General features: G+C 67.1%; 24 protein-coding genes. 14 read left to right on the forward strand and 10 right to left on the reverse strand.

The window, feature by feature from the left end; all coding sequences use genetic code 11:
• Nucleotide 1: 1 nt before the first annotated feature.
• Both Q8T13_17575 and Q8T13_17580 read left to right on the forward strand, forming a co-directional pair.
• Nucleotides 2–1,816: an ATP-binding protein gene (locus Q8T13_17575; GenBank protein MDP3719574.1), complete on the forward strand. Its 1,815-nt coding sequence runs from the start codon at nucleotides 2–4 to the stop codon at nucleotides 1,814–1,816.
• Nucleotides 1,817–1,880: 64 nt separating this feature from the next.
• Nucleotides 1,881–2,543: a PilZ domain-containing protein gene (locus Q8T13_17580; GenBank protein ID MDP3719575.1), complete on the forward strand. Its 663-nt coding sequence runs from the start codon at nucleotides 1,881–1,883 to the stop codon at nucleotides 2,541–2,543.
• Here Q8T13_17580 and Q8T13_17585 read toward each other — a convergent pair.
• Entirely contained in the window at nucleotides 2,540–3,844 is a 1,305-nt protein-coding gene (locus tag Q8T13_17585) for an adenylosuccinate synthase (protein MDP3719576.1), read from the reverse strand. The two genes, Q8T13_17580 and Q8T13_17585, sit on opposite strands and share 4 nt — an antisense overlap.
• Nucleotides 3,845–3,871: 27 nt before the next feature.
• Here Q8T13_17585 and hutH point away from each other — a divergent pair, with 27 nt between their 5' ends.
• The 3 genes from hutH to Q8T13_17600 all read left to right on the forward strand — a co-directional run bounded on the left by hutH (nucleotide 3,872) and on the right by Q8T13_17600 (nucleotide 8,302).
• Entirely contained in the window at nucleotides 3,872–5,398 is a 1,527-nt protein-coding gene (gene hutH / locus Q8T13_17590; GenBank protein ID MDP3719577.1) for a histidine ammonia-lyase, read from the forward strand.
• A gap of 91 nt (nucleotides 5,399–5,489) precedes the next feature.
• Complete coding sequence (gene hutU / locus Q8T13_17595) at nucleotides 5,490–7,157, forward strand: urocanate hydratase (protein ID MDP3719578.1); 1,668 nt, start codon at nucleotides 5,490–5,492, stop codon at nucleotides 7,155–7,157.
• Nucleotides 7,154–8,302 carry a hypothetical protein gene (locus Q8T13_17600; protein ID MDP3719579.1) on the forward strand — a complete coding sequence of 383 codons (1,149 nt, stop codon included), beginning with the start codon at nucleotides 7,154–7,156 and terminating at the stop codon, nucleotides 8,300–8,302. The genes hutU and Q8T13_17600 overlap by 4 nt, the downstream gene beginning before the upstream one ends.
• Here the strand turns inward: Q8T13_17600 and Q8T13_17605 are convergent.
• The 3 genes from Q8T13_17605 to Q8T13_17615 form a co-directional block, all read right to left on the reverse strand.
• On the reverse strand, nucleotides 8,286–8,552 hold the full coding sequence (locus Q8T13_17605) for a DUF2277 domain-containing protein (protein MDP3719580.1): 267 nt from the start codon (nucleotides 8,550–8,552) through the stop codon (nucleotides 8,286–8,288). The genes Q8T13_17600 and Q8T13_17605 overlap by 17 nt on opposite strands.
• A 73-nt stretch (nucleotides 8,553–8,625) precedes the next feature.
• Nucleotides 8,626–9,576, reverse strand: a complete 951-nt coding sequence (rnc, locus tag Q8T13_17610) for a ribonuclease III (protein ID MDP3719581.1) — start codon at nucleotides 9,574–9,576, stop codon at nucleotides 8,626–8,628.
• Nucleotides 9,573–11,774 carry a SpoIIE family protein phosphatase gene (locus Q8T13_17615; GenBank protein ID MDP3719582.1) on the reverse strand — a complete coding sequence of 734 codons (2,202 nt, stop codon included), beginning with the start codon at nucleotides 11,772–11,774 and terminating at the stop codon, nucleotides 9,573–9,575. Before Q8T13_17615 ends, rnc begins: the two co-directional genes overlap by 4 nt.
• Nucleotides 11,775–11,860: 86 nt before the next feature.
• On the opposite strand from Q8T13_17615, the gene Q8T13_17620 reads away from it, so the two are divergent.
• Nucleotides 11,861–13,021, forward strand: coding sequence for a cystathionine gamma-synthase (locus Q8T13_17620; GenBank protein ID MDP3719583.1), 1,161 nt, complete (start codon nucleotides 11,861–11,863; stop codon nucleotides 13,019–13,021).
• Here Q8T13_17620 and cutA read toward each other — a convergent pair.
• Nucleotides 13,018–13,356, reverse strand: coding sequence for a divalent-cation tolerance protein CutA (cutA, locus tag Q8T13_17625; GenBank protein ID MDP3719584.1), 339 nt, complete (start codon nucleotides 13,354–13,356; stop codon nucleotides 13,018–13,020). The two genes, Q8T13_17620 and cutA, sit on opposite strands and share 4 nt — an antisense overlap.
• Before the next feature lie 384 nt (nucleotides 13,357–13,740).
• On the opposite strand from cutA, the gene Q8T13_17630 reads away from it, so the two are divergent.
• The gene (locus tag Q8T13_17630; protein MDP3719585.1) at nucleotides 13,741–14,058 is read left to right on the forward strand and encodes a septum formation initiator family protein; all 318 of its coding nucleotides are present in this window, start codon (nucleotides 13,741–13,743) and stop codon (nucleotides 14,056–14,058) included.
• 45 nt (nucleotides 14,059–14,103) lie between these two features.
• Nucleotides 14,104–14,529, forward strand: coding sequence for an OsmC family peroxiredoxin (locus Q8T13_17635; GenBank protein MDP3719586.1), 426 nt, complete (start codon nucleotides 14,104–14,106; stop codon nucleotides 14,527–14,529).
• A 38-nt stretch (nucleotides 14,530–14,567) separates the two neighbouring features.
• Here Q8T13_17635 and Q8T13_17640 read toward each other — a convergent pair whose 3' ends face one another.
• The 3 genes from Q8T13_17640 to Q8T13_17650 all read right to left on the reverse strand — a co-directional run bounded on the left by Q8T13_17640 (nucleotide 14,568) and on the right by Q8T13_17650 (nucleotide 17,745).
• Entirely contained in the window at nucleotides 14,568–16,790 is a 2,223-nt protein-coding gene (locus tag Q8T13_17640; protein ID MDP3719587.1) for a molybdopterin-dependent oxidoreductase, read from the reverse strand.
• Nucleotides 16,790–17,287 carry a (2Fe-2S)-binding protein gene (locus Q8T13_17645; protein ID MDP3719588.1) on the reverse strand — a complete coding sequence of 166 codons (498 nt, stop codon included), beginning with the start codon at nucleotides 17,285–17,287 and terminating at the stop codon, nucleotides 16,790–16,792. Before Q8T13_17645 ends, Q8T13_17640 begins: the two co-directional genes overlap by 1 nt.
• Before the next feature lie 260 nt (nucleotides 17,288–17,547).
• Nucleotides 17,548–17,745 (reverse strand): cold shock domain-containing protein, encoded by a 198-nt coding sequence (locus Q8T13_17650; GenBank protein ID MDP3719589.1) that lies wholly within the window; start codon nucleotides 17,743–17,745, stop codon nucleotides 17,548–17,550.
• A gap of 303 nt (nucleotides 17,746–18,048) precedes the next feature.
• Here Q8T13_17650 and Q8T13_17655 point away from each other — a divergent pair, with 303 nt between their 5' ends.
• Nucleotides 18,049–18,468 (forward strand): PAS domain-containing protein, encoded by a 420-nt coding sequence (locus Q8T13_17655; protein ID MDP3719590.1) that lies wholly within the window; start codon nucleotides 18,049–18,051, stop codon nucleotides 18,466–18,468.
• Nucleotides 18,469–18,513: 45 nt separating this feature from the next.
• Here Q8T13_17655 and Q8T13_17660 read toward each other — a convergent pair whose 3' ends face one another.
• The gene (locus tag Q8T13_17660) at nucleotides 18,514–19,641 is read right to left on the reverse strand and encodes an ice-binding family protein (protein MDP3719591.1); all 1,128 of its coding nucleotides are present in this window, start codon (nucleotides 19,639–19,641) and stop codon (nucleotides 18,514–18,516) included.
• A gap of 122 nt (nucleotides 19,642–19,763) precedes the next feature.
• On the opposite strand from Q8T13_17660, the gene speD reads away from it, so the two are divergent.
• The 4 genes from speD to Q8T13_17680 are packed head-to-tail and all read left to right on the forward strand — an operon-like array spanning nucleotide 19,764 to nucleotide 24,192.
• Nucleotides 19,764–20,138 carry an adenosylmethionine decarboxylase gene (speD, locus tag Q8T13_17665; protein MDP3719592.1) on the forward strand — a complete coding sequence of 125 codons (375 nt, stop codon included), beginning with the start codon at nucleotides 19,764–19,766 and terminating at the stop codon, nucleotides 20,136–20,138.
• A complete protein-coding gene (locus tag Q8T13_17670) occupies nucleotides 20,104–21,423 on the forward strand; it encodes a hypothetical protein (GenBank protein MDP3719593.1) in 1,320 nt (439 codons plus the stop codon). The genes speD and Q8T13_17670 overlap by 35 nt, the downstream gene beginning before the upstream one ends.
• Nucleotides 21,404–23,371, forward strand: a complete 1,968-nt coding sequence (locus Q8T13_17675) for a hypothetical protein (protein MDP3719594.1) — start codon at nucleotides 21,404–21,406, stop codon at nucleotides 23,369–23,371. Before Q8T13_17670 ends, Q8T13_17675 begins: the two co-directional genes overlap by 20 nt.
• Nucleotides 23,368–24,192 carry a class I SAM-dependent methyltransferase gene (locus tag Q8T13_17680; protein MDP3719595.1) on the forward strand — a complete coding sequence of 275 codons (825 nt, stop codon included), beginning with the start codon at nucleotides 23,368–23,370 and terminating at the stop codon, nucleotides 24,190–24,192. Before Q8T13_17675 ends, Q8T13_17680 begins: the two co-directional genes overlap by 4 nt.
• Here the strand turns inward: Q8T13_17680 and Q8T13_17685 are convergent.
• A complete protein-coding gene (locus tag Q8T13_17685; GenBank protein ID MDP3719596.1) occupies nucleotides 24,155–26,500 on the reverse strand; it encodes a metallophosphoesterase in 2,346 nt (781 codons plus the stop codon). The genes Q8T13_17680 and Q8T13_17685 overlap by 38 nt on opposite strands.
• Nucleotides 26,501–26,599: 99 nt before the next feature.
• Here Q8T13_17685 and Q8T13_17690 point away from each other — a divergent pair, with 99 nt between their 5' ends.
• The gene (locus Q8T13_17690) at nucleotides 26,600–26,833 is read left to right on the forward strand and encodes an SEC-C metal-binding domain-containing protein (GenBank protein MDP3719597.1); all 234 of its coding nucleotides are present in this window, start codon (nucleotides 26,600–26,602) and stop codon (nucleotides 26,831–26,833) included.
• The last annotated feature ends 48 nt before the right edge of the window (nucleotides 26,834–26,881 follow it).

Here is a 26,881-nt window from a genome sequence, read left to right on the forward strand (position 1 = left end):
CGTGGCCGACCTGCACAGCCTGTTGCGACGCCAGCTCAAGCGTCACTTTCCCGGGGGGGCCATTCCCGACGGGCTGCAGCCGATGCTCGACGCCGTCGACGAGGCTTACCGGCAGTTCGACGACGACCGCGCCATGCTCGAGCGTTCGCTCGACTTGAGTTCCCAGGAACTGCTGCAGGCCAACACCGAGCTGCGGGCCCTGGTCGGCGCCTTTCCCGACCAGATACTCCGTCTCGACCGCAACGGCGTGATTCTCGACGTGAAGGGAGCCGCGCACTCGGAACCGGCGCGCGGATGGGTCACGGGCAGCGCGATCGTCAGCCTCCTCGACGCCGCCGCGCGCGGCCCGATGGCGGCCGCGCTCGCGCGCATCGTCCAGGACGTCGTCCCGGTCAACCTGGAGCTCGAGATCGGCGCCGACACCGCAACGCCGCGCCATTACGAGGCCCGCCTGCAACCCATGGCCGACGCGCAGGTCATGCTGATCCTGCGCGATGTGACCGAGCGCTACTACGCCGAGAAGCAGCTGCGGGCCAGCCAACTGGCCCTGCACGAGGCCCACCGCGATCTCGAGCGGCGGGTTGACGAACGCACCGCGGCGCTGGCCCGCGTCAATAGCGAGCTGCGGCGCGAGATGGCCGACCGCCAGGCCGCCGAGGCGGCGCGCAGCGAGCTCGAAGAGCAGTTGCGGCACGTCCAGAAGATGGAGGCGATCGGCCGGCTGTCGGGCGGCATCGCGCACGACTTCAACAACCTGCTGACGGCGATCCGCGGCTATTCGGAACTGCTGCTCAGGTCGCTGGCCGACTCGCCGTTGCGCGGCGATGTCGAGGAGATCTTCAATGCCGCCGAGCGCGCCGCGACGCTGACCGGCCAGCTGCTGGCGTTCAGCCGCCGGCAGATCCTCTCCCCCGAGATCATTGTCCTCAACCAGCGCGTCATGGACATGAGCCGGATGCTCAACCGGTTGATCGGCGAGCACATTGCCATCGACCTCCACCTCGCCACCGATCTCTGGTCGGTGCGCGCCGACGCGGCACAGCTCGAGCAGGTGCTGGTCAACCTGGCCCTCAACGCGCGCGACGCCATGCCCGAGGGCGGCCGCCTCGCCATCGAGACGGCCAACCGCGAGATCGCCGCGTCGCGGGCGCGCGCCCTCGAGATTGCGCCGGGCTCGTTCGTCGAGCTGGTGGTGCGCGATACCGGCGTCGGCATTCCGCCCGAGGTCCAGGGCCGCATCTTCGAACCGTTCTTCACCACCAAGCCGAAGGGCGCCGGCACCGGGCTCGGCCTGTCGATGGTCTACGGCTTCGTCCGCCAGAGCGGCGGCACGGTCTCGGTGCAGAGCGCGCCGGGCCAGGGCAGTTCCTTCTCGCTGCTGTTGCCGCGCATCGACGATACGACCGCGGCGCCGCTGACGCCCCGCACGCTCGCCGCGCCGCGGCAGGGCACCGGCACGATCCTGATTGCCGAAGACGAACGCGCCTTGCGGCGCCTGTCGGCGACGGTGTTGCGCCAGGCGGGCTACCAGACGATTGAAGCGTCTGACGGCCAGCAGGCGCTGGACCTGTTCACCGTGCACAGCCGCAGCATCGTGATGGTGGTGACCGACGTGGTCATGCCGCGCATGGGCGGCATTGAACTGGCCCGGCGGCTGCGCGCGGTGCGGCCCGGCCTGCCGCTCCTGTTCGTGACCGGGTATGTCGAACAGGGCGAGACGCTGCACGAGCAGGGTACGCCGGTGCTGCTGAAGCCGTTCTCACCCGACGCCCTGCTGAAGAGCGTTGCGGCGGCGGTCGGCAGCGAAGCCACCTGAGCCACGCGCCACGACCGGGCGGACCCGGCGGCGTCCCACTCAGCCGTGGTACACTCGGCGGTCTGTGTCGTCGCGCATTGTCTTGATCGGACCTGAGGACGCGTTGCCCAGCCTGCAGGAGCGCCTGGGCCCCGGCACCGCGGTTCACACCTTTACCGATAGCGAGGCCCTCGAGGCCCTCGATCACATCATTCGCACCAAGCCGGCGATGGTGGCGATGCAGGACGAGTTCTCGGCCACTTCGCGCGGCACCGCCCTCATCAACCGCATCAAGGACGACCCGGCGCTCACGGGGTGCGAGGTCCGCGTGCTCGCGCGCGACAACGAAATGAGCCGGGTCGCGGTGAAGCGCGGCCAGGCCGGTGGCGCCGCCGTGGCGGTGGACGAGCCGGCGCCGGCCCTCGACCAGCGCGGCACCCGCCGCGCCGCGCGCATCCGCATTCGCGAGGGCGTCGAGGTGGCGGTTGATGGCAACCCGGCCGCGCTCATCGACCTCTCGATGGTCGGCGCCATGGTCGTCTCCCCCACCGTGCTCAAGCCCAACCAGCGCGTGCGGGTCATCATGGGCGACGGCAAGGCCGCGGTTCGGTGCAGCGGCGCCGTGGTGTGGGCCGCGTTCGAGATGCCGAAGGGGATGCCGACGCGCTATCGCGCCGGCCTTGATTGGGGCATGACCGCCGAGGCCTCGTCCATCGAGACCTTCGCCGAAAAGAACAAGAAGGCTTAGACCGCCGGGCGTTTCGGCAGCCAGTCCGCGACGACGCTGTCATCGCGGATGATGGTTTCCAGGCGGTCGGAGCCGGTGGAGATCAGCCCGACCGGCACGCCGCTCACCTCTTCCAGCCGCTTGATGTACCGCTGCGCCTCCGCGGGCAACTGCGCGTAGTCGCGCGCGCCCTTGGTGGGCTTCGTCCAGCCGGGCCACGATTCGTAGATCGGCGTGATCGTGCCGGCGGTGTTCAGGTCCGACGGGAACTCGGTGACCGTGCGATCGCCGATCTGGTAGCCGGTGCAGATTTCGATCGTCTCCAGGTCGTCGAGCACGTCGAGCTTCGTCAGCGCGATGCTATCGATGCCGTTGACGCGCACGGCGTAACGCACGGCGACGGCGTCGTACCAGCCGCACCGGCGCGGACGGCCGGTCGACGCGCCGTACTCCTGGCCGGTTTCACGCAGCCGGTTGCCGATCTCCCCCTCTAATTCGGTCGGGAACGGGCCTTCGCCGACGCGCGTCAGGTAGGCCTTGGCGACGCCAAGCACGCCGTGAATCGCCTTGGGCGGAATACCAAGACCGGTGCAGGCGCCGCCGATCGTGGCGTTGGACGAGGTGACGTACGGGTACGTGCCGTGATCGATGTCGAGCATGGCGCCCTGCGCGCCTTCGATCAGGATGCGCTGCCCCGCCCGGCGGGCCTCGTCGAGGGCCAGCGAGACGTCGCCGGTCCAGCGGCGCATGCGGTCGCCATACGCCAGCAACTGGTCGTACACCGGTTTCCAGTCGAGCGTGGAATCCTTGATCATGCGGTTGCGCGCGCTGACGTTCTCGCGCACTTCGTCGGCCAGCGCCTGGGTGTCGACGAGGTCGCACACCCGGATGCCGCGGCGGCCGATCTTGTCCTCGTAGGCCGGGCCGATGCCGCGCGAGGTGGTGCCGATCTTGCGCTCGCCGCGCCGCGCTTCGCTCAGGATGTCGAGCTCGCGGTGATACGGCAGGATCAGGTGCGCCTTGTCGCTGATCAGCAGGCGGTCGCCGACATCGATGCCGAGCTGGGCCAGTTCCTCGATTTCCTTGAACAACGCCTGCGGATCGACCACCACGCCGTTGCCGATTACACACTTCACGCCAGCGTGGAGGATGCCCGACGGGATCAGGTGGAGGACGAACTTCTTGCCATTCACGTAAACGGTATGGCCGGCGTTGTGACCGCCCTGGTACCGCGCCACCAGCGAAAAGTTGGGCGTCATGAGGTCGACGATCTTCCCCTTGCCTTCGTCGCCGAACTGCGCCCCCAGGACCACGATGTTCATATCTCTCTACTGTATCCTAATGATTCGATGATCCTGCTGGACGGCGCCACACTCTCCCTCGACAACCTGCTCGCCATTGCCGACGATTTCGCCGAGGTCGGCCTCGCCCCGGAGGCGCGGGCCCGCGTGGCGGCGGCCCGCGCGGTGGTGGAGGCCAAGGCCGCTGGGACCGAAGCGGTTTACGGTGTGAACACCGGCTTCGGCAACTTCGCCGAGACGCGAATCGAACAGGCCGACCTCGCCGCGCTGCAACTGAACCTGCTTCGCAGCCACGCCGCCGGCGTGGACGCGCCGCTGCCGGTGCGGGCCGTGCGCGCCTCGATGGCGCTGCGCGCCAACGTGCTCGCCAAGGGCTATTCGGGTATTCGCACCGAAACACTCGAGGCGTTGCTCGCCCTGCTCAATCGCCGGGTGCATCCGCACGTGCCGTCGCGCGGGTCGGTCGGCGCCAGCGGTGATCTTGCGCCACTGGCGCACCTGGCGCTGGTCCTGGTCGGCGAAGGCGAGACCTGGGACGATGGCGTGCGGGTCGCGGGTGCGAAGGCCCTGGCCGCGGCCGGACTCGACCCGGTGGTGCTTGGCCCGAAAGAAGGGCTGGCCCTGATCAACGGCACACAGGTCTCGACCGCGGTGCTGGCGCTGGCGCTGGCCGGCGCCGAGCGCCTGGGCCGCGCCGCCGATATCGCGGCCGCCATGTCCATCGACGGCCTCATGGGCTCGATGCACCCGTTCGAGGCGCGCATCCACGACGCTCGCCCGTTTGCGGGACAGGGCGCCGTCGCCGGCAACTTGTTGCGCTTGATGGCGGGCAGCGGAATCAATTCGTCGCACGTCAATTGCGGTCGCGTGCAGGATGCCTACTCGATGCGGTGTACGCCGCAGGTTCATGGCGCAGCGCGGGAAGCGCTGACCTGGGTCCGTCATATCGTTCACACCGAAATGAACGCGGCGACCGACAACCCCATGGTGTTCGTGGCCGAGGGCGACGCGATGGGCGAAATAATCTCGGGCGGAAACTTTCACGGAGCGCCGCTGGCGTTGGCGGCCGATTTGCTGGCCATGGCCGTGGCGCAATTGGCAACCATCAGCGAGCGGCGGTCGGAACGCTTGGTTAATCCCGCCTTAAGTGGCTTGCCGGCGTTCCTGACCCGGCATGGCGGCCTGCAGTCCGGGTTTATGATCGCGCAGGTCACGGCCGCAGCCCTGACGTCCGAAATCAAGACACTCGCGCATCCGGCGTCGGTCGATACGATTCCCACCTCGGCGAATAAAGAAGATCACGTGAGCATGAGCATGCATGCCGCGCTCAAAGCGGAACGCGCCTTGCAGTTGCTTACGCACGTCATCGGGATCGAGATACTCTGCGGGTGTCAGGCGCTTGACTTGCATGCGCCGCTGCGCAGTTCAGAACCGTTAATGCGCGCGCACGCGGAAGTGCGACAGCAGGTGCCGATGCTCGTTGACGACCGCCCGCCGGCACCGGATATCGAGGCGATCACGAAATTGATCCGTAACGGAAGGCTTGAGTACGCGACCGGCATCGTTGTCAACTGATTTCAATTTGCACTTTCAGTTTGACAACCGGAGCACCACTGCTTAGTTTCTATCTTCACGCTCGCCCCCTCGTCGAGAAGACGTACCGCAGATGCCCATGACTGTTCATTCACTCCGCGCCGCTCGCGGCACGACGCTCTCGTGCCAGGGCTGGCCACAGGAAGCCGCGCTGCGGATGCTGATGAACAATCTCGATCCCGAAGTCGCCGAGCGGCCCGAAGATTTAATCGTCTACGGCGGCACCGGCAAGGCCGCGCGCAACTGGGAGGCGTTCGACGCCATCGTTCGCTCGCTGCGGTCGCTGTCCCACGATGAAACACTCATCGTCCAGTCAGGAAAGCCCGTCGGCATCTTCAAGACGCACGCCGGCGCGCCGCGCGTGTTGATTGCCAACGCGAACCTGGTGCCGAAATGGGCGACCTGGGAGACGTTTCGCGATCTCGAAGACCGCGGTCTCACCATGTACGGCCAGATGACGGCCGGCAGCTGGATCTACATCGGCACGCAAGGCATTCTCCAGGGCACCTACGAAACGCTGGCCGCGATCGCGCGCCGGCATTTTGGCGGCACGCTCAGCGGCCGGATCGTCGTGACCGCCGGCCTCGGTGGCATGGGCGGCGCCCAGCCGCTGGCGGTCACCATGAATGGCGGCGTGGCGCTCGTCGTCGAAGTGGACCCGGCGCGCATCGACAAGCGGCTGGCGTCGCAGTACCTGGACGAAAGCATCACCGACCTTGACGCCGCGGTGCGCCGCGCGCAGCAGTGCGCGGCCGACGGCGTGGCCCGTTCCATCGGCGTGCTCGGCAACGCCGCCGAGGTGCTGCCGGCGCTCGTCGCGCGGGGGTTCCTGCCCGACGTCGTCACCGACCAGACCTCCGCCCACGATCCGCTGGTCGGCTATATTCCCGCGGGGCTGTCGCTGGCCGAGGCCGCCCGCCTGCGCACCGCCGATCCGGCCGACTACGAGCGGCGTGCGGTCGCGAGCATGGGCGTCCACGTCGCCGCGATGCGGGCGTGGCAACAGCGCGGCGCGATCGTGTTCGACTACGGCAACAACATCCGCGCGCACGCGGTCACGGCCGGCGTCGCCGATGCATTCGAGATCCCGGGGTTCGTGCCGGCGTACATCCGGCCGCTGTTCTGCGAGGGCAAGGGCCCGTTCCGCTGGGTGGCGCTGTCGGGCGACCCCGAAGACATTCGCGTCACCGACCGCGCGGTGCTCGAGTTGTTTCCCCACGACGAGCCGCTGTGCCGGTGGATCCGGCTGGCCGGCGAACGGGTACAGTTCCAGGGCCTGCCGGCGCGCATTTGCTGGCTCGGGCAGGGCGACCGCGCGCGGTTCGGCCTCAAGCTCAACGAGTTGGTGCGCACCGGCGCGGTCTCGGCGCCGATCGTCATTGGCCGCGATCATCTCGACACCGGATCGGTGGCCTCACCTAATCGCGAAACCGAAGGCATGCGCGACGGCAGCGACGCCATTGCCGACTGGCCAATCTTGAATGCACTCTTGAACGCGTCGGCAGGCGCGACCTGGGTCTCGGTCCATCACGGCGGCGGCGTCGGTATTGGCTATTCAATTCATGCGGGCATGGTGATCGTGGCCGATGGCACGCGCGAGGCGGACGAACGCCTGGCGCGGGTCCTGACGTGCGATCCCGGCATGGGCGTGGTGCGGCACGCCGATGCGGGTTATCCCGAAGCGATTCAGACCGCACGCGATCACGGAGTGCGCATTCCCATGCAGGAGATGAGCCGATGATGGCTCCCCACGCCGGCCTCGAACGCCGCGTTCTCGCCGCGCTCGACGCGACGCCGCCACGCATTCCGGTTGTGATCGGTGGGTGCGGCTCGGGCCGCACCACGCTGTTGCACGCGCTTGGCGACCGCATGGGCCGCGACCAGTGCCAGTACGTGGACGTCGAGCGGGCCGCCAGCACGCCCGAGCGCTTCCACCAGGCGTTCGCGGCGGCCTCGCCGTTTTCGCTCAACGGCGCCGCCGCCGCGGCGCCGCAGGACGCTGCCGCGTCGGCGCGCGACGCGTTCGACCGCACGCTGGGCCTGATTGGCCGGGCCCGCGCCCGCCACGACGCGCCGGCCACCTTCCTGTTCGACGAAGTGCTCGAGTTGCGCACGTTCGAGAGCTTCCCGGGCCTGCGCCACGTGCTGCGCGAGATGCTGCACGCGATGACGGAAAGCTCGAACCGCTTCGTGCTGACCAGCCGTTACGTCGCGCGCGCGCACCGCCTGCTGCGCGACGGGCACCCACGCTTCGAAGTGATCCACTTGCCGCCGCTCGGCGCGGCCGAAGTCACGGCGATGCTGCCGCCGATGGGCGACACCTCGGCCGACGATCGCGATTACCTGGGGCGCACCATCCAGGCGCTGGCCGACGGCCGCGCCGCGTACGTGCGCGCGCTCGGCGAAGCCGCGTCATCGATGAGCGGCCGCGGCGGCGACCCGATCAGCGCGTTGACGGCGCTGCTCACCGGCGAGGGCGCGCTGGCCGGCTGGTGCGGCCACCGCTACGAGCTACGCCTGCACAAGGCCCGCGGTTACGGCGCACTGAAGGCGATTCTCGAGATCCTCGCCGAGGAAGAGCCGCTCACTCTGACCGAAGTCGCCCACCGGCTGCATCGCACGCCGGGCTCGACCAAGGACTACCTGTCGTGGCTCGAAGACGTCGATCTGATCGTGTCGCGGCAGAAGCGATACAGCTTTTCGGATCCGCTGATGCGCCTGTGGGTGCGGCTGCACTGCCGGCCGGTGCCGCCGTCGGTGGATGAAGTGGCGCGCGAAGTGCAGGCTTACGCGATGGCGCGCTTGCCGCAAGCCGAACCGGTCCACGCCATGGCCGCGGCCGGCGCCGGCGATCGCAAGGACTGGGGCATTATCGAAATCGACTAACCGAGCGCGCTTTCGCTTTCAGCGCTTCTTCCTCGCGGTTCTTGGGCGGTGCATTCGTCGCCAATTGATCGACCAGCCGCCGCGCGACGCCGGCCACCTCGTCGATCGCCTGCTTGAACACGGCCTCGTTGGCCTTTGACGGCGCGGTGAAGCCACTCAGCTTGCGCACGAACTGCAGCGAGGCCGCGCGCACTTCTTCGTCGGTCGCCGGCGGATCAAAGTTGAAGAGCGTCTTGATGTTTCGGCACATGGCTGTGTCCAGGTGTGGTGTCCGGCTTCTTGACCCGCCGTAGCCTTGGCGAAGGCGGTCAGCCGGACCGTCGCTATTCGGCCTTCGTAATCTCGGCGAGCGCCAGCCTCGCCCCTTCCTGTTCGGCTTCTTTCTTCGTCCGCCCGGCGCCCTGCGCCAGCACGGCGTCGCCGACCACCACGTCCACGTAGAACAGCTTGTGGTGGTCGGGACCAAGCTCGCTGGCGACGCGATACGCCGGCAGCGGGCGGCCCAGGCTCTGCAGCCGTTCCTGCAGCCGCGATTTGTGATCGCGGCCGAAATACTCGGGCTGTCGCGCGTCTTCGATGAGGCCCGCCAGCTCGCGCATCAGGAACTGCCGCGCCGGTTCGAGTCCCCCGTCGAGGTAGATGGCCGCAATCAGCGCCTCGCAGGTGTCGGCCAGGAGCGCCTGCTTCTGGCGGCCGCCGGTCTTCTCCTCGCCCCGGCCAAGAATCATGTGGTCGCCGAGGCCCAGCAGGTCGGCCATCTCCGCCAGCGAGGCGGTCGAGACCAGGTTGGCCTTGATCTTCGACTTTTGCCCTTCCGAGTAGGTCGGAAACGCGCGAAACAGCGCGTCCGACACGACCAGCCCCAGCACCGCATCGCCCAGGAACTCCAGCGACTCGTTGTCGACCACGCCGCCGCTCGGATCCTCGTGCGCTTTCGACTTGTGCGTCAACGCGTGCTCGAGCAGGCCGCGATCGCGGAAGCGGTAGCCGACCCGTGTTTCGAGCGCGGTGAACGCCTGCGACAACGGGACGACGACGCCGGTGGCCGCTTGCGCCCGGTAGCTGTCGATGACCCGCACCGCCTCGGCCGCTTCGTCCGTGCGCACCGAGATCTGCGTCTCGCCGAGCGGGTTCAGCGAAAACGGGAACAGGCCCGGTATCGGACCGGCGGTTCGCAGCGATTCAATGCCGTGGCTGTCGAGCAATCCCTCGATGACATTGGCCTCGATGTCGGATTGCGTCCGGAAGATGACGGTCAGGCCGTGGTCGATCACGCCACCGTCCCTGAGCCGATCGGCACCGGCGCCGGCAGGTCCATCTTCACCAGGATCATGGTCATGTCGTCGTGCTGGTCGGCGCCGCTCGCGAAGGCGCGCAGTTCGGCCAGGATATACGAACGTAACTGGTCGAACGGCAGGTGCGCATACTGCTCCACCACCTGGGCCAGGCGTTCCTCACCGAAGCAGTCGAAGGACTGGTTCATGGTTTCCGAGATGCCGTCGGTGAACCACACCACGAGATCACCGGGCGCCAGGCTGATGGTCTGTTCCTGCAGCAGCCCGTCGAACATGGTGCCGTCGTCGATCTGCAAGCCGACGACCAGGCCATCGGGGACGAGCAACCGCGCCTTGCGGCGGCCCGGCGGCTGATCCGCCGGCACGTGAATCAGCGGGCAATGACCGGCGCGCGCGAACGTCATCTCGCGCCGCTCGACGTCGATCACGCCGTAGGTCATGGTGATGAAGCTGGCAGCGTCGAGGTTGGCCGACACCACCCGGTTCACCGCCGACAGGAATTCTTTCGGCTCGTGATGCAGTCGCGCCAGCGACTGCACGATCACCTTGAGCTGGGCCATGTAGAGGCCGGCCGCCAGTCCCTTGCCCGCCACGTCGGCAATCAACACGCCGGTCATGGTCTCGGTGATCGGCAGGAAGTCGTAGTAGTCCCCGGCCACTTCGCGAGCCGGTTCACAAAATGCCGACATCGCCAACCCGGTCACGCGCAGCGGCCCGCTCGGCAGCAGCTTCTGCTGGATCGCGCGCGCCGCAAACATCTCCTGCTCCATGCGGCCCTTCTCGGCCATTTCGCCGAGCAGGGTCGTCACTTCACCGGTCATCAGGTTGAACGATTCGGCGAGCTCGCCGAGTTGATCGCGCGCGCGCACCGGGATCTGGTGAGCGAAGTCGCCGGAGCGCACATGCTGTGTGCCGGTAAACAAGTCGTGCACCGCGCCCGTGATCTGCCGCGCCAGGACGAAGCCGATCACCAGCGCCACGAACTGGATGATCAGGAACAGCATGCCGATCACCGCCAGCACCAGCAGCAGCAGCTGCCCGAAGTTCATGCTGCCGACGCCCGCCTGCGACACGACCGAGATTCGGTTGTAGATCTCCCAGACGTTGATCAGGATCGCGACCGATGCGCTCTCGGGCTCGCCGGTCGTCCAGTCGGAGAAATCGAGAAACGTCACCCACCGCTGCGTGGCCAGTGAGAAGAACGGGGTGTTCTCGGGATCCGGCGGGCGCCGTTCGAAGGCGCGGCCGAGCGGGGGCCGGCGCCCTTCGCCCAGAAACGCCGTGACCTCGCCCAGGCGGATGCCGGTTTCTTCGGTGATTCGCTGTTCGATGGTCGTCGATAGCGGCATGTCGAGCACGACCGCCCACGCCGGGTTCGCCACCTCCGGCAGCGCGACCGCCCGCATGACCAGGCGGGTGCCGCCTTCTCCGCCGGCGCCGTCGGGCGGCACCTCGAACGCCACGATCCCGGCGAAGCCGTCGCACGTGACCCACTTGGGCAGCGCCGCCGGCACGTCGAGGTGCGACCAGGCCCCGGCGGAAATGGGCAGCTGGGCCGGCAGCGTCCGCGGCACGCGCGCGGCCCGCCGGCCTTCCTCCGGGCAGCTCAGCCCAGAGGCCGGAATGATCGCCAGCGAGAGATAGGGGTACCGGGTCTCGGTGCTTGACTGCCGGCGCTCGAGCGCCTCGGCGACGTTGGCGGCGGTCGCGCTGCGCTGCACCTCGAGCTGCGCGGTCTGCGCAAGAAACCGCGCCTGGTCGGTCAGCGAGCGCACGCGCGTCTGCACCAGGTAGGAACTCACGTTGAACAGCAGGATCAGGCCGGCCAGCAGGAAGAACGTGATCACGAGCAGCGCCGGCACCACGCCGACGAACACGTACGACAGGATCAGTTTACGGCGGACCCGCCACAGCAGCCGCCGCTTGGCCCACATCGCGAGGCGCGTCAGCCCGTATGCACCGGCGAACAGCAGCGCCAGGCTGCCGACCATGTCAATCGCCTCGACCGCCGCTGGCAGCGGCACCGCGAAGCCGAGCGGCCACGTGACCAGCTTGATCGCCAGGCCGAGCAGAAGCGCGCGACCAGGAAAGGTTCGGAGCAGCCACCCTCGCCACACGTGCCACCGCGACGGCGTATCGCCGGGCAGCAGGGCGGCAGGACGAACGGGATTATTCATGGGGCGCTTTGGGCGCCACGGCGCCCGACGGCGCGCGGCAATTGCGCGCGAAAATCATACCAGAGTATCGTTAACCGACAGATCCCATGAAACTTAACGACTCCGCCCGCTTCAGCACCATCTGCATCCATGCCGGTCAGGAACCTGACCCGGCCACCGGCGCCATCATCACGCCGATTTACCAGACGTCCACCTACGTGCAGGACGGCCTCGGCCAGCCGCACGCCGGCTTCGAGTACGGCCGCACCCAGAACCCGACGCGCATGGCCCTCGAGCGGAACATCGCCGCGATCGAGGCCGGCACGGCGGCGTTCGCGTTTGCCTCGGGCATGGCGGCGATCGATGCGGTGCTGACCCGCCTCGAGTCCGGGGACCACGTGCTCGTCAGCGATAACACCTACGGCGGCACCTTCCGGCTGTTCGAGCGCGTCCGCCGCAAGTTCGGCCTCGACTTTACCTACGTCGACACCTCGAAGCCCGAGCTCGTGGGGCCGGCCATCAAGCCCAACACGAAGTACCTGTTCATCGAGACCCCGACCAACCCGATGCTGCACATCACCGACATCGCCGCGGTGAGCGAGATTGCGCACGCCCGGAACGTCCGCGTCGTCGTTGACAACACGTTCGCCAGTCCGTACATCCAGCAGCCCCTCACGTTGGGCGCCGACATGGTGCTGCACAGCACCACGAAGTTCCTGAACGGCCACAGCGACAGCGTCGGCGGCGTGGTCATTCTCAAGCACCAGGACGATGTCGAGTGGTTCAAGTTCGTGCAGAACGCGGCGGGCGCGATCCTGGGGCCAATGGACTCGTGGCTGATCCTGCGCGGGACCAAGACACTGACCGTGCGCATGGAGCGGACCAACACCAACTCGCAGGTCATTGCCGAGTTCCTGGCCGGGCACAAGAAGGTCCAGCGGACCATCTACCCCGGTCTCACGTCGCACCCGCACCATGCGCTCGCCAAGCGGCAGATGCGCGGGTTCGGCGGCCTGATCTCGTTTGACGTGGGCTCGCTGGACGCGGCGAAGAGCGTCTTGAACAACCTGAAGCTGATGGCGCTGGCCGAAAGCCTGGGCGGTGTCGAGACGCTGATCTCGCACCCGGCGATCATGACCCATGCGTCGGTGCCGCCCGAGCGGCGCGCGATGCTGGGCATCACCGACGGTCTGATCCGCATTTCCGTCGGCATCGAAGATGTCGAGGACCTGCAAGCGGACCTGGCGCAGGCGCTCGCGACGGTCTAGTCAGCACTTTCCTGGCCGGTGCTTTCGTTGAGCCAGGAAAGGTAGGCGGGACTGCCCGCCTCGAGGTCGAGGACGATAAATTCCGGCACGTCGTACGGGTGCAACGCCTGCACACGCTGTTCAAGGGCCGCCAACTGGGCGGCCTTTGTCTTGATGAGCACCTGCCGCTCGCTGGCGGTCTCGACTTCCCCTTTCCACCGGTAAAACGACTGCATCGGCGGCAGCACGCTCACGCACGCCGCCAGGCGCTCGTCCACCAGCGTTCGCGCAAACGCCTCCACCCCGCCTTCCGCTGGGAAGGTCGTCAGAACCAGGCTGTATTCAGGCTCCGCCATGCGCCAGATTCTAATCCTCAGACCCGTAAAACCGTAAAAGCATATTTACGCTTGCATGGTTCGCTGTGTTGGTGTAAAAGTGTGCAGCAGTTGAACCACCTTTACGTCTTGCCGTTGTGCCGTAAGGATAGATACACTGCCTCCCGTAGTGGCGGCACGACGGACTGACAGCGACACGGTGAAAACGACCGTCGAACTCCCGGGGGAGCTTTGGCGGGCCGCGAAGATTCGGGCCATGGATGAACGGGCCGACCTTCGCACGGTGCTGATTCGCGCGCTCGAGGATTACCTGCGCGACGGGCCACCGGAACCGATTGTTAGCAACAGTCCGACAAGCCGATGACCGAGCCTGAATCCACCGCACCTTCGCCGTCGCCAGCACCCATGGCTCCCAAGGCGACCCTTGCGCACCGCAGCCGGCGGTGGTTCCGTCACGGCCTGCTCTTCTTCACCTTCGTGATCGTCGTGGACGCGGTGGCCGGTGAAAAGGGCTTGCTGGCTCTGCTGCAGGCGCGCCGCGAGTACGCCGCCCTCGAACGCTCGCTCGAACGCGCGCGCACAGAGAATGCCGATCTTCGCGAACAGGCCCGGCGATTGCGCGAGGAACCCGCCGCGATCGAAGACCAGGCGCGCCGCCAGCTCGGCCTCATCAAGCCGGGTGAAGTCGTCTTCTTCATCAAGGACGTCGACAAGAAACCCTAAGACGGCGTACCCTTGTCTTTCTCGCAACACTTTCGAGGAGGACTCATGGCACGTCAGGCAGAAGCGGAATGGAAGGGCGATCTCAAGGGCGGCACCGGCCGCGTCAAGCTGGGCAGCGGCGCGTACGAGGGCAACTACTCGTTCGCCACGCGTTTTGAAAACGGGAGCGGCGCCAACCCCGAGGAACTGGTCGGCGCGGCGCTGGCCGGCTGCTATTCGATGGCCCTCGCCAACTCGCTCGCCACGGCGGGCTTCACCGCCACCAGCGTGCACAGCAGCGCGGACGTCCACCTGGGGAAGGACGACACGGGCTTCCTGATCAACCTGATCGAGCTCACCGTCACGGCGGTGGTGCCGAACGTGGACGACGCCACCTTCCAGCAGCACGTCGAGAAGACCAACACCGGCTGCATCATCAAGCGCGCGCTGGCCGCCGTCCCGACGGTCACGGTCAAGGCCACCCTCAAGTAGTGCCAGGAGGCCGGCACTTCAGTGCCGGCCTTCCTACCTCACGCCCAACGGTAGCCGCTCTTCGCCAGCGGCAGGTCGCGTACTCGCTTGCCCGTCGCCGTGAAAATCGCATTCGCCACAGCCGGCAAGACCGGCGGCAGCGCCGGCTCGCCCAGCCCGGTCGGCGGATTGCCGGTCTTGAGGAAGTGCACGTCGATGACCGGCGCCTGCGACATGCGCAGCATCTGGTGCTGATGGTAATTGCTCTGAACGACGGCGCCTCGCTCGAGGGTGATCTCCTGCGCCATCAACTCGCTCAGTCCGTCGATCACCGCCCCCTGCACCATGTTCTCGGCGGCAGCCGGGTTGATGATCTGGCTGCCGACGTCGGCCACCACCCACACCTTGTGCACCTTGACGCGATTGTCGCCGCTGACGCTGACGTCGGCGACCTCGGCAAAATATCCCATATGGCTGAAGTGGCAGGCGACGCCAAGCGCGCGGCCCTTGGGCAACGCCGTCTTTCGCCAGCCGGCTCGCTCGGCCACCAGCTGCAGCACGGCCTTCATCCGCGCCGGATCGAACGGACTGGAAAACGGACCCTTGTCTGCCGCCGCCAACTGCGGCTGCTCGAGCAGCTGCACCCGGAACGCGACCGGATCCTGACCCGCGGCGTGCGCCAGCTCGTCGAGGAACGACTGGAACACGAACGCGTAGACGTTCGAGCCGGGCGCGCGCAAGGCGCCGGTCTTCATCCACAGCGGCATCAGGCTGAACTCGAGGGTGAGGTTTGGAATCAGCCGCGCCGGGAACTCGTCGGGACTGATGTCGCCCGCCGACACGAACTGGTCGTCCTTGCCATAGCCGACATAGTGGTTGTGCCACGCGACGATGCGCCCTGACGCATCGAGACCGGCTTTCAGGAACTGGAACCCGCCCGAGCGATAGAAGTCGTGCTGCATGTCGTCTTCGCGGGTCCACAGCAGCTTGACGGGGGCACCGACGGTCTGTGAAATCCACGCCGCTTCGACCATGTAGTCATTGGTCAGGCGGCGCCCGAACCCACCGCCGGCGCGCTGCATGTGAATGGTGATCGCGCTCTCGGGGATGCCGAGCGTTTGCGACACGAGGAGACGGCCGCCCGCCGGAATCTGCGTGTTCGACCAGATCTCCGCTTTCCCGCCACGGCAGTCGGCCACACAATTCTGCGGTTCGAGCGGCGCGTGGGCAATGAACGGGTACGAGTAGGCGGCGGTCACCGTCCGGGCCGCGGTCTTGAGCGATGCCGCCGCGTCGCCGTCCTGGCGAAGGGTCTTGAACCCCTTCTGCGCCGACAGTTGCTGTGCCCGCTGCGCGAAGGCCGCGCTGCTCTGTTGTGAACCGGCTCCCTCGTCCCACTTTACCTGCAGCAGCCGGCGGGCGCTCTGCGCCTGCCACCAGGTGTCGGCCACGATGGCGACGCCAGGCTCGAGATCCACCTCGAAGCCCAGCACCTGGCCTTCCTTCACACGCCCCTCAACCAGGAAGGCGTGCCGCACGCCGGGCTGCTTCTTGATCTCGTCGAGATTGGCGCTGACCGGCTTGCCGTTGAAGACGGGGCACTTGTGGAACACGGCGAACAGCATGCCGGGCACGGTGAAGTCGATGCCGTAGGCCGGCTTGCCCGTCACGATGTCCTTCACGTCGTAGCCGCGCTGCGAACGGCCGATGATGGTGAAGTCCTTCGCATCTTTCAAGACCAGCGTCGTCAGATCCGGCGCCGGCAGCGTTGCCGCTTTCGCGGCCAGCTCTCCATAGCCGGCCGATCGATTGGACGCGCGATGATGGGCGCGGCCGGCCGCCGTGGTGATCTGTCCGGCAGGTACCGACCAGAGTTCGGCGGCAGCGGCGACCAGCAGGTATCGCGACGCCGCGCCAACCCGGCGCATGCCATCCCAGTTCATGGGCGTCGCCATGCTGCCGCCGGCAAACTGCGCGGCGTACTTCGTGTCGTCGAAGTCGGCCTGCTCGATCTTGACCTTGGGCCAGTCGGCGTCGAGCTCCTCGGCCACCAGCATCGGCAGCATCGTCTTCACGCCCTGCCCGGTTTCGGGGTTCTTCGCGACGATGGTGACGGTGCCATCGGCGGCGATGCGAACGAAGGCATTCGGCAGCAGGCCGGGGTCACGTCCCAGCGTCTGCGCGAACGTCTCGGGGACATCGAGATAAAGGCCGACCATCAGGCCGCCACCGGCCAACGAGGCCACCTTCAGGAACGAGCGCCGGTCGATGGTGGGTGCCATTACGACCTTCCCTCCGCGTCGGCCGCGGCATCGGCTGCGGTGGAGATAACAGTTCCGGCCGCCTTGTGAATCGCCTGACGAATCCGCGGATACGTCCCGCAGCGGCACAGGTTGCCGTTCATCGCCCGATCGATGTCGGCGTCGGTGGGCTTGGGTGTCTGGGACAACAACGCGGCGGCCGCCAGGATCTGGCCGGCCTGGCAATAGCCGCACTGTGGCACATCCAGTTCCATCCACGCCTGCTGGAGCGGATGGGACCCATCCGGCGACAGCCCCTCGATGGTGGTGATCGCCGCCTTGACGGTCGACACCCGGGTTTGGCACGAACGGGCGGCCTTGCCGTCTATCAGCACGGTGCAGGCGCCGCACACGCCGGCCCCGCAGCCGAACTTTGTGCCCCTGAAATTCAGGACGTCGCGAAGCACCCACAGTAGTGGGGTGTCCGCGGCGACATCGACTTTGGTTGCCGTGCCGTTGACCGTCAATTCGTAGATCATCGGGGGATTATCCCCGATCCCATGACCGCGTTGCGACAGGACTAGAAGGACGTTCTTGTTTGAGTGCTTGTTGGAGAGAGGCCCTGGCGGAAGTGGCTGCTCAGGGCCGAAACCCTGAGCCGGTCACGCAGAGGCCCAACGAGAGCAGCCGGAACATCGCTAGATAACCGGCCGCTCGAGATTGGTAGGTAGTGCACGCTGGTCAGGCCTCAAGCCTGACCGTGGTCAGGCTTGCGCCGAACCGGCTAGCCAGGTCGATCTTAGACGACCTGAACGTTCTCGCCGCGGGGACCCTTGGGGCCCTGGCCCTTTTCGAACGTCACGTTCTGGCCTTCACGCAACTCGTCGAAACGAGTGTTGGTGCAGGCGCTGTTGTGGAAGAAGTATTCGTTGCCGTCGCTGGCAAGGATGAAACCGAAACCCTTGTCGCTAACGAGCCGCTTGATCGTACCGTTCATTGGAGCCATGTGAGAGTCCGTCCGTAATCCATCGAGTAAATTTGGCAGGTTTGGGAGATTCCCAGCGCTGCCCTGAGGCCGTCGGCGCTGGATAGACGCTGGCAGGCATACCGTGCAGAGACGAATGAGTAGGATAACACCCTTATGTAAAGGGCGATAGCGAAAATTTCGACCGTCAAGTCAAGGGGTGTGCGGCCGCTGTGCGCGCTCGCCCCGCCCAGTGCGCGGATCCTGCTGGATCAGCGATTTTCCTCGTGTTTTTCAAGAACTTTGGCTGGCACGCCCCCTGCTCTTCAGGTCGGCATGCCGGACGCCACCTTAGCCATTTACCAGATTGACGCCCGCTGGCGGATCGTCAGCGCCAGCGAGCAGTTCTGCCGGACCCTTCACTGCACCGAGTCGAGCCTGATTGGCCGTGATGCCCGCGAGTTGCTGCGCGAGGACTGGCGCAACGACTTCCGTCACTACGTGGCGCGGGCCCTGGTGGGCGGCGGTGATGTGGCAGCGACCGTGCCGCTCGTCGCGCCGTGCGGCAAGCAGGCGTGGTTCAAGCACGAGATCGAACCGCTGATCGAGAACGGGATGATCGAGGGGTTTCGGGCGTCGATCCGGCCGCAGGCCGTCGCCAAACCCGCGACCACGAAGCCGTGGTGGGAATGGCGGCCGTCGACGTTCAACCAGGTGTGGGACTTCGAGACCGATCACCTCGCCCAGGCGAGCTAGCGTGAAGGGCCCTCCATGTGGAGGGCCCCCACTGCGTTGCGGTAATTAGATAGCCGAGCGGCGCCGCTGCAACTGCATGTAGCCCAACACCAGGAGCCCGAACCCCAGCATCACGGTGAAGACCTGCGGCAAGGTCGGCACTGCAGTCAGCGTCATCATCGTGTACGCCGCGACCCCGGAACAGCTCGACGGATTGGTCGCCCGGACCTCGAAGTTGTAAACGCCACCTGTACCCGAGGCGAGCGGCATGCCGGAGATCACACCAGCGGACGACAGCGACAGACCCGGCGGCAACGCGCCACTGCCGACCAGTCTGTAAGTGTAAGTAGTGTCGGCCGCCAGTCCGTTCCCGGCGGTAATCGTCTGGCTGTATGCGACGCCGGACGTGGCATTGGGCAAGGTCGGGGGTGCCAGGGTGATCACGGGACAAGTAGTACTGCCGCCGCCACCGCCGCCACCGTCGGTCGTCGCACATGTCGAGCGCGTCACGGTATTGGAATCCAGCGTAACGGCACCATCCTGCGCCAACAACCGACCTGACACAGTCGCGCTGGTGTTCGCCGTGATGCTCGTGCGGGCCAGGATATTGCCGACAAAAGCCGTGCTCGTCCCGAGAGTGGCGGAGCTACCTACTCGCCAGAAGACGTTGCACGCCTGCGCGCCGTTGATCAGGACGACCGACGAGGAAGTGGCCGTGATCAGGGTACTGCCAGACCTGAAGATGAAGACCGCATTGGCGTTGCCTTGGCCATTCAGCGTCACCGGACCGGTGATGGACACCGACGACGCGAAACAATGCACCCCCGGCGTAAACGTCCGGTTACCGATGTTCACGTCGCCGGGTCCGGAGTTCGTGGTGCACGCCTGAGCCAACAGCGAGTTGGCCGCGGTCGTCGTGGCAGTCTGCGCCGCGAGGGCGCTCGCGCCGCCGCGATCGATGTTGCCGCCGGTCACCAGCCCAGGCGGAAAACCCGTGACGCTGGTGCCTGGGTGAACACCCACGTCGCCGGTGATTACGCTGGAGCCGGTGTTCGTGACCGTCGTATTGCCCAGGACCGCGAAGCTGCCCGCGTCGCCCAGCGACGGCGCTGTTTGCGCCAGCACCGTGGATGCCCCGCAGAGGAGCACGACGAGTGTCGCGGCCGCCGTCGTATAGCTTTGTGTGCGCATCATAATCCCAACTCCCAATGCTCGAACCTCGGCATGTACTTGAGAGCGTAGCGACTTCAGCCGTTCGATCGGTGTGCTGTATTGCACAGTGTGCAGGGAAACTCATGAGCTACCGTGAATTAGCTATGCAACGGCCCGAACCACCTCTGCTTTACGCCGCCGAGCTGACTGGTTGCAGCCTGCTCGCCACGTACGAGTTCGGCCGGGTCGGCCTCTTGTTTGCTGACGCACTGACCGCCGCGGGCGCGACCGTCGTGCAACAGGTGACGCATCACTTTCCGGGTGCCGGACAAACCTGCGTGCTGATCCTCGCCGAGTCGCATGCCGTGCTCCACACGTGGCCCGAAACCGGCACCGTGAACCTCGACATCTTCTCGTGCTCGAGCCGGCTGCAATGCCAGGCCGCCATCGCTGAACTGGGCGAGGTGTTCGGTGCCACGCAGGTTACGGTTCAGGAGATTCCCCGTGCGGACGGACATCGCCACCGGTCCGATCCCTAGCGCGCGATTCGTCCTGTCGGCCATGGCCGGCAGCCTCGCGTTGTTTGGCGCGTTGCGGTTGCCGTGGACCGAGGCCGTGCTGCTGCTGCCGCTCACGCGAGCGCAGGGCGTGCTGGCTGAGCGCCTGTTTGGCGCGCCCTCGCTGCCCGTACAAATCACACTCGAATGCAGTGGCGCCGAGGTGCTGGCCCTCTGTGCCGGCGCGGTACTGGCCTATCCCGTGCGCTGGCGCGCCCGACTCGCGGGCGCGGCCGTCGGCATCGGCCTGATCCTCCTCCTCAACACGCTGCGCATCGGGACCCTGGGCCTGGTCGTCGCCTCGCCGGTGTGGTTCAACCGGCTGCATCTGTTTCTGTGGCCGACGCTGCTCACCCTGGTGGTGGCCGGGTATGTGTTTGCGTGGATGGCGCTCGCGGATCGCGGTGCTCGCAAAGTCTCGTCGACGCGGGCGGCGTTTCCCGTGCTGGCCGCGGTCTTCCTGATCGCGTTTGCGGTCGCCTCGCCTTGGTATCTCGAGAGCCCCGGAGTACTCGCGCTTGGTGGCGTGATCGCCACGGCTGCAGCCGCCCTCTTGAGCGGTGTGGGGATGAGCGCGTACGCGGTCTCGAACGTGCTGGTGACCTCCCGAGGCGCCTTTATCGTGACTCAGGAGTGCGTCACGACGCCGTTGATTCCGATCTACCTCGCCGCCGTCGGCGCCTATGCCGTCAACTGGCGGTGGCTGGTGGCAGGAGTCATGGCGGCAGCGCCGTTGTTCACCGCACTCGGCATCGCGAGGTTGCTGGTAGTCGCGTTGCCGGCAGCGGTCGTGGCCTCACCGACGTTCCTGGTGCATGCCTTCTATCAATTGCTGCTCGGCGCCGTCGTCGTGGTCGGCGCCGCGGTGTGGCGTCACGGCCGTGCCACCGCGACCCCGTTTGCGGCCACCGGCCTGGCGATCGGCGGACTGGCCATGGTTCTGCTCGCCATGGCGGGTGCCCGGCTTACCGCCACGATCTGGTTCACCGCGCACGACGATCCGCAGGGCGCCATCCAGTTCCTGCCAGCGTTCCAAGTAGGCCTCTACCTGGCGTTGTGGGCGGCCGCTTTCACCATGGTCCGCTGGACGCACCTCGTGGCGGGCCTCGCCGTATTGGCCGTCACGCAGGTGGCGGTGATGTTCGCCCTTCATGCGCTCACCGTCGCGGCCTACACCGTGCACGTGCGCGACATCAGGGCGTGGGCCGTCGTAGCGCCCGTGCTGATCCTGGCGGCGGTGGCCGGCCATGCGCGCGCGGGCCGTTGAACTTGGCGGCATCACGGCCATCGCAGCGATCCTCACGCTGCTGATCGCAGCCCCCGTCCTGCGCGCGCCGTCGGATCGCATCTTCGGCATGGAACTCGTGGGACGCCACCACGATCCCTTCACGATGATGCAACAGTTCACGCGCCCGCTCGGCGCGAGTCCCGGCAACCAACCACTCACGGGCGTGACCGGCGGACTCTTGGCGCGAGCCGCGGGCGGCGTGGCCGCCTACAATTGGCTGGTCCTGCTCAGCTTCCCGCTGGCCGCCGCGGCGGCGTACCTGCTGGCCCGACACCTTCGGCTCTCGCCACCGGCGGCCGCCATCGTGGCGTGCGCCTTCGCCTTCTCGCCGTTTCATTTCGCCCACGCCGCGTATCATCCGCACATCGCCCAGGTGCAATGGATTCCCCTCTACCTGCTCGCCCTCTGGCGCTGCCTTGACACCGCCAGCCTCGGCGCGGTGACCGCGCTGACAGCAGCGACGATGGCGGTGGGGCTGTCGAACTATTACGGCGGGTTCATTGCCGCCGTGATCACGCCGGTCGCGGTCGCGGCGTACTGGACCGTCACGCGGCGCACGGCCGCGCCGGCCGGACGACGCCTTGCCATCACCGTGGCCACGCTCGTGGTGATCGTGACGGCCGGATCGATCTATGCGTGGTGGGCCATCGATCAGGTCGTGAACGATGGCGCGGTGGCAACCGCCAGCCGCCTGGATCTGTTTCGCTATAGCGCCAAGTGGTGGAGCTACCTCGTGCCACCGGCGGCCCACCCGCTGCTGGGACCGACGGTGATTCGCTTCTGGTCGTCGGCCGGCGTCGACCGGGGCCTGCTCGAGCAACAGCTCAGCCTCGGCTGGGGCCTGATCGGACTGGCACTCGTCGCGGTCGGGTGGTGGTCAGCGCGGTGGCGGGGCGGCGGGGCGCTCGTCTTCGTGCCGGTGCTGGTCCTCCTAGCAGCCGCTGCCTTGCTCTGTTCGCTCTCTCCCGAGCGAACCATCGGCGGGGTCACGATGACGCGGCCATCAGCGTGGCTGTATGAAGTCCTGCCGATGTTCCGCTCGTATGCGCGATTCGGAGTGGTGGTGCAGTTGATGACGGCCCTGCTCGCCGGGATTGGTGCCGAGCAACTGTGGCGCTTCGGGGGGGGGCGCGGACGGGCCTTGTGCGCAGCGTTGCTCGCCATTGCCGGTGCCGAGTACGTGGTGTCGCCGGCCGCGCTCTGGCGCGACGTGCTGCCAACGTCGGCTCATCGCTGGGTCATGCAACAGCCGGACCCGCTGCGTGCACTTGACTGCGCACCGCTCAGCGCCTCGATGGCTTCGGTTCCCTGGCTGACGGGCGATCGGGTCGTGCTGGCCAGCGCCAGCCTCGCCGACTGCGACGAGCCCGGCCTGGCGGCGAAGCTTGCCGCGCTAGGATACACGCACGTGCTGGAACACATCGAGGCGGCGTTGGAGCCCGGTACCGGGCCGGCCACGGACCGGACGGGCTTGCGGCTGAGCGCCAGTTTCGCCGACAGCCGGATTTACGCCGTGACCGCTCCCCGTCCAACGCTTTACACCGGCATCGTCACCGGCTTCTGGCCACGCGAACACGACGCCTGGTGGTCGTGGCGATGGATGGGGACCGAAGCGACCTGGGTCGTCATTAACACCGTCGGCCTCGCGAAAGCGGTCACGCTGGACGTGGAGCTTTCGGCGTTCGCACACGACCGGCAACTGATCGTAGCGTTGAATGGTGTCGACGTCCAGGCGCTGCACATCGAGCCGGCGCGGCGGTCCCATCGCATCGGTCCGTTTATCGTTCAGCCCGGCGCGCACGAACTGCGCTTTCGCTCGGCCGAAGCACCGACGGTCGCCGACCAGGTCATCCACAACGGCGATCGCCGCGCGCTGTCGGTGGCCATCGGCGACTGGAGGTGGCGGGTCGTGGGCGACGAACCATGATGACACCGTCTCGCTATCGCGAGTTCTGGGCCGGGGTCGGGGAACGCTTTCCGGACCTGACCGGGGCCGCCTCGACACGCTACTACGCCGCGAACGAACAACGGTTGTTCACCGAGCACTTCCCTGCGCTCGACGGCCTGACCATCCTGAAGACCGATCTTTGGGATGAAGCCAGGAACACGCGCATCCTCGTGTGGGCCGGCTGTCGGGGCGCCCGTGCATTCGGCGTCGACATCTCCATGCCGACCGTGCAACTCGCGCGGCGGGCGTTTCGTGACGCCGGACTGATCCCGGGCCTGTCGAGCGCGGCTGGCGACGTTCGCGCCCTGCCCTTTGCGGACGGCAGCTTCGACGCGATCTATTCCATGGGCACCATCGAGCACTTTGACGAGACCGAGCAGGCCGTCGCCGAAATGGTGCGGGTCCTCAAGCCCGGCGGCCGGGCGATCATCGGCGTGCCGAACCGGCACGATCCGTTCCTGCGCCCGCTGCTGGTGGCCGCTCTGTACTCGGTGGGCCTCTATGGCTATGGCTACGAGAAGTCGTATTCGCGGCGGGCGTTGCGGCAGATGCTGGAACGGGCAGGCCTTGAAGTCGTCGCCGAAACCGCCATCCTCTTCATCCCCGGGTGGCTGCGCATGCTCGACTTGTTCGTGCACGCCTGGTGCCGCCCGCTGGCGTGGATCACGGCGGCGCTGGTGCAGCCGTTTGTGTATCTCGATCGCCATGTGCCGGCGGTGCGCCGCCACGGCTACCTGCTGGCGACGGTAGTGCGGAAGCCGCTTACCGCGGGCTCGCCGGCTGCGGCCACGGCACCGTAAACTCCACCGGCTGGTCGGCCGACCGGTTCACCGGCTTGGAGTCGCCGCCGACCTGGATGTCGCGCCAGCGGAGCGGACCGTCGACCCCATGCAAGGCGAGCGTCACCTGCTGCGCGGACCGCTCCACGCGCACTTCCATGAAGCTCTGGTAGAACGGCGCGCGGTTGAAGTCAAAGACCGCCGACAGCGCCTCGACCGAGAACGGCCACGCGCCGAAGCGGCGCACCCACCACCACGCCGGCCACTTCCACCACGGCGTCTCATTCGCCAGCTTGGCCGCCACGGCATCGGTGCGCGGGTAGAAGGCGTAGTCACGCACCGGCGGCTGCGCCGGCCAGTCGAGCGCGGTGCCGATGCTCAAGTACGCGCCGCCACCGCCATTCACGAAGTGGCGTGCCCCCTCCTCGCCCGGCTCACGGTAGTACTCGAAGTCGTGGGTGTCGCCGGCCATCACGACGGCCACGCGGTACTCGCGCAGCAGGTCGTGCAACGCGGCAAACGCCGGGTCGCCCGCGCCGGTGTAGGCGCCGCCGGCATAGAACGGATGGCCGAGAATGACCATCGTGAAATGGCCGCGGCTGCGCTCGAGCGCCGCCCGCAGCCAGGCCAGCTGCCGATCGTCGAGACGGCGCAGCGCGCCGGTGTCGGCGGCAATCAGCGAGAAGCCGCCGCTCTGCATCTCGAAGAACGGCGCCTGTTGGTGCGCGGCCGAGACGCCGTACAGCGACCGTAACCGCGCGGCATCGGCAATCAACCGCTCGATGCGTTCGTCGGTCGTGCTCGACAGGTTCAGGTCGGCGTCCACCCGCGCGCGCATCGCGGCGCGGGCGCGGTCGGGCGCCATCAGGTTCGCGGCAAAGCCATCGAGCGCGTTGAACCAGTCGTGGTTGCCGGGAATGGCGTAGATCGGCTTGCCGATTCCCTTGAAGGGCAGGTAGAAGTTGGCCTCGTAGTCGCGCATCGCGCCGTCCGGGTAGACCACGTCGGAGGCAATCACCACGAACTTCACCGCGTCCTGGCCGGCCGTGACCAACAGCCGGTCGCGCAACGAATGCTGCGAGGGGTCGCCCTCGCCCGGGTCGCCAATCACGATGAACGAGAAGTCGCCCTCGGCTGGCACGCCGGGTGGCTGCACCGTGAACAAGCCCGGCTGCCCCGGGTCGGCCGTACCCTCGCGCTCGAGCACCGCGCCGATCATCGCGTGGCGCCACACGTCGGTGCGCGACTCCGCGACCTTCTGCCACACCGCCGACGCCCAGTTTTCGCTATTGAAGTACCACGAAAATCCCCAGATCGGGTTCACCGCGATCAGCACGGCGGTCAGCGGCAGGCCGGCGCGGATGGCCTGGCGCACGGCGCCGTGCAGCGTGTTGTTCTCGCGATCGCGCGCCACGTTACGCCGCAGGCGCCGCTCGGCCCAGAACCGCAACGCCCGCTCGCTCCACCGCTGCGACTGCTCAGGGGATCGATCGTGCAGCATCCGCAACCACACCAGCCGCTCCATCGGGCGGGTCACCCGCTGCAGCGCCAGGTCGAACGGAAAGATCACCACGATCGCCAACAGCAGCGACACCACCACGTCGCCGGCCGTCGCCACCGCCGGCGACACCATCCCGAGCAGCGTCCATTCGGCATCGAGCCGGCCGACGTGGATGGCGAAGAACACGATCACAAAGATCACGCTCCAATAGAGATCCGACGGCGTCTGCGCGCGGGCGTCAGCGATCGCCTCCCGATGGATGAACCCGATCAGTGGGTGTGGCCCGAGACCGAGCGCGCGATTCGGATGCTCGTCTTCGATGCGCGCGAACTCGTCGGCGTCGATCGGCATCGGCGCGAACATCGCGTGCCAGCCCGACGCCGCCATGCGCAAGCCGAGGACGATGCCGAAGCCCAGTGGTCCCAGCGTGTCGCGCAACAGCCACACCAGCAGCGCAATGCCGACGTTCGCGCTGCCATTGAGGAAATCCCACAGCCGGCTGCCCGGCGTCGTGCCGCGGACGGCGCGGACAATGTTCACTCCGCCGTCGGCGAGCAAGACGAGGCTCACCAGGATCAGCAGGCCGGAGAACACCAGGGCGTTCTGGAACGAAATGAGCACGCCGGCCAGCACCGAGAATGCGCCGCTGCTGTAATGGAAATGCCGCCCTTCGGACACCCACGCATCGACCAGCTCGATGATCCCGGAGAGCAGGATCGCGATCCCGACGATCGCCAGGCCCCACACCGACGAGAACAGCGGTGCCAGCACGGCGACCGCGCCGAGCAGGAACAACAGGACGCCGCGGAACTGGGCGCGATTCGGCACGCCCGGCCATGGTAGCCGATTGATGGCGGTCATTCCTGGCCTTGACGGCAGTCCCGATGCGGGGCAGGATCAACTTCTCGACTGTTGAAGAGGGACCCCATGAATTCCAAGGCCGGACGCAACGACGCCTGCCCCTGCGGCAGCGGCAAGAAGTACAAGAAGTGTTGCGAGCTCAAAGAAGCCAGAAGCCGCGGCAACACCACGATGCTGGTCATTGTCGGCCTGCTGATGGCGGCCGGCCTGGTCGCCGGAATCACGTCACTGACGAGCGGCGACTCGCACAAGGGGCAACCAAGCGGCGTGTGGTCGGCGGAGCACGGGCACTATCACTAAGAGATAGGGTGCCTAGGGTGCCTGAGGTGCCTAGGGTGCCTGAGGTGC

It is taken from the genome of Acidobacteriota bacterium (genome assembly GCA_030697165.1).
Lineage (GTDB): Bacteria > Acidobacteriota > Vicinamibacteria > Vicinamibacterales > UBA2999 > 12-FULL-67-14b.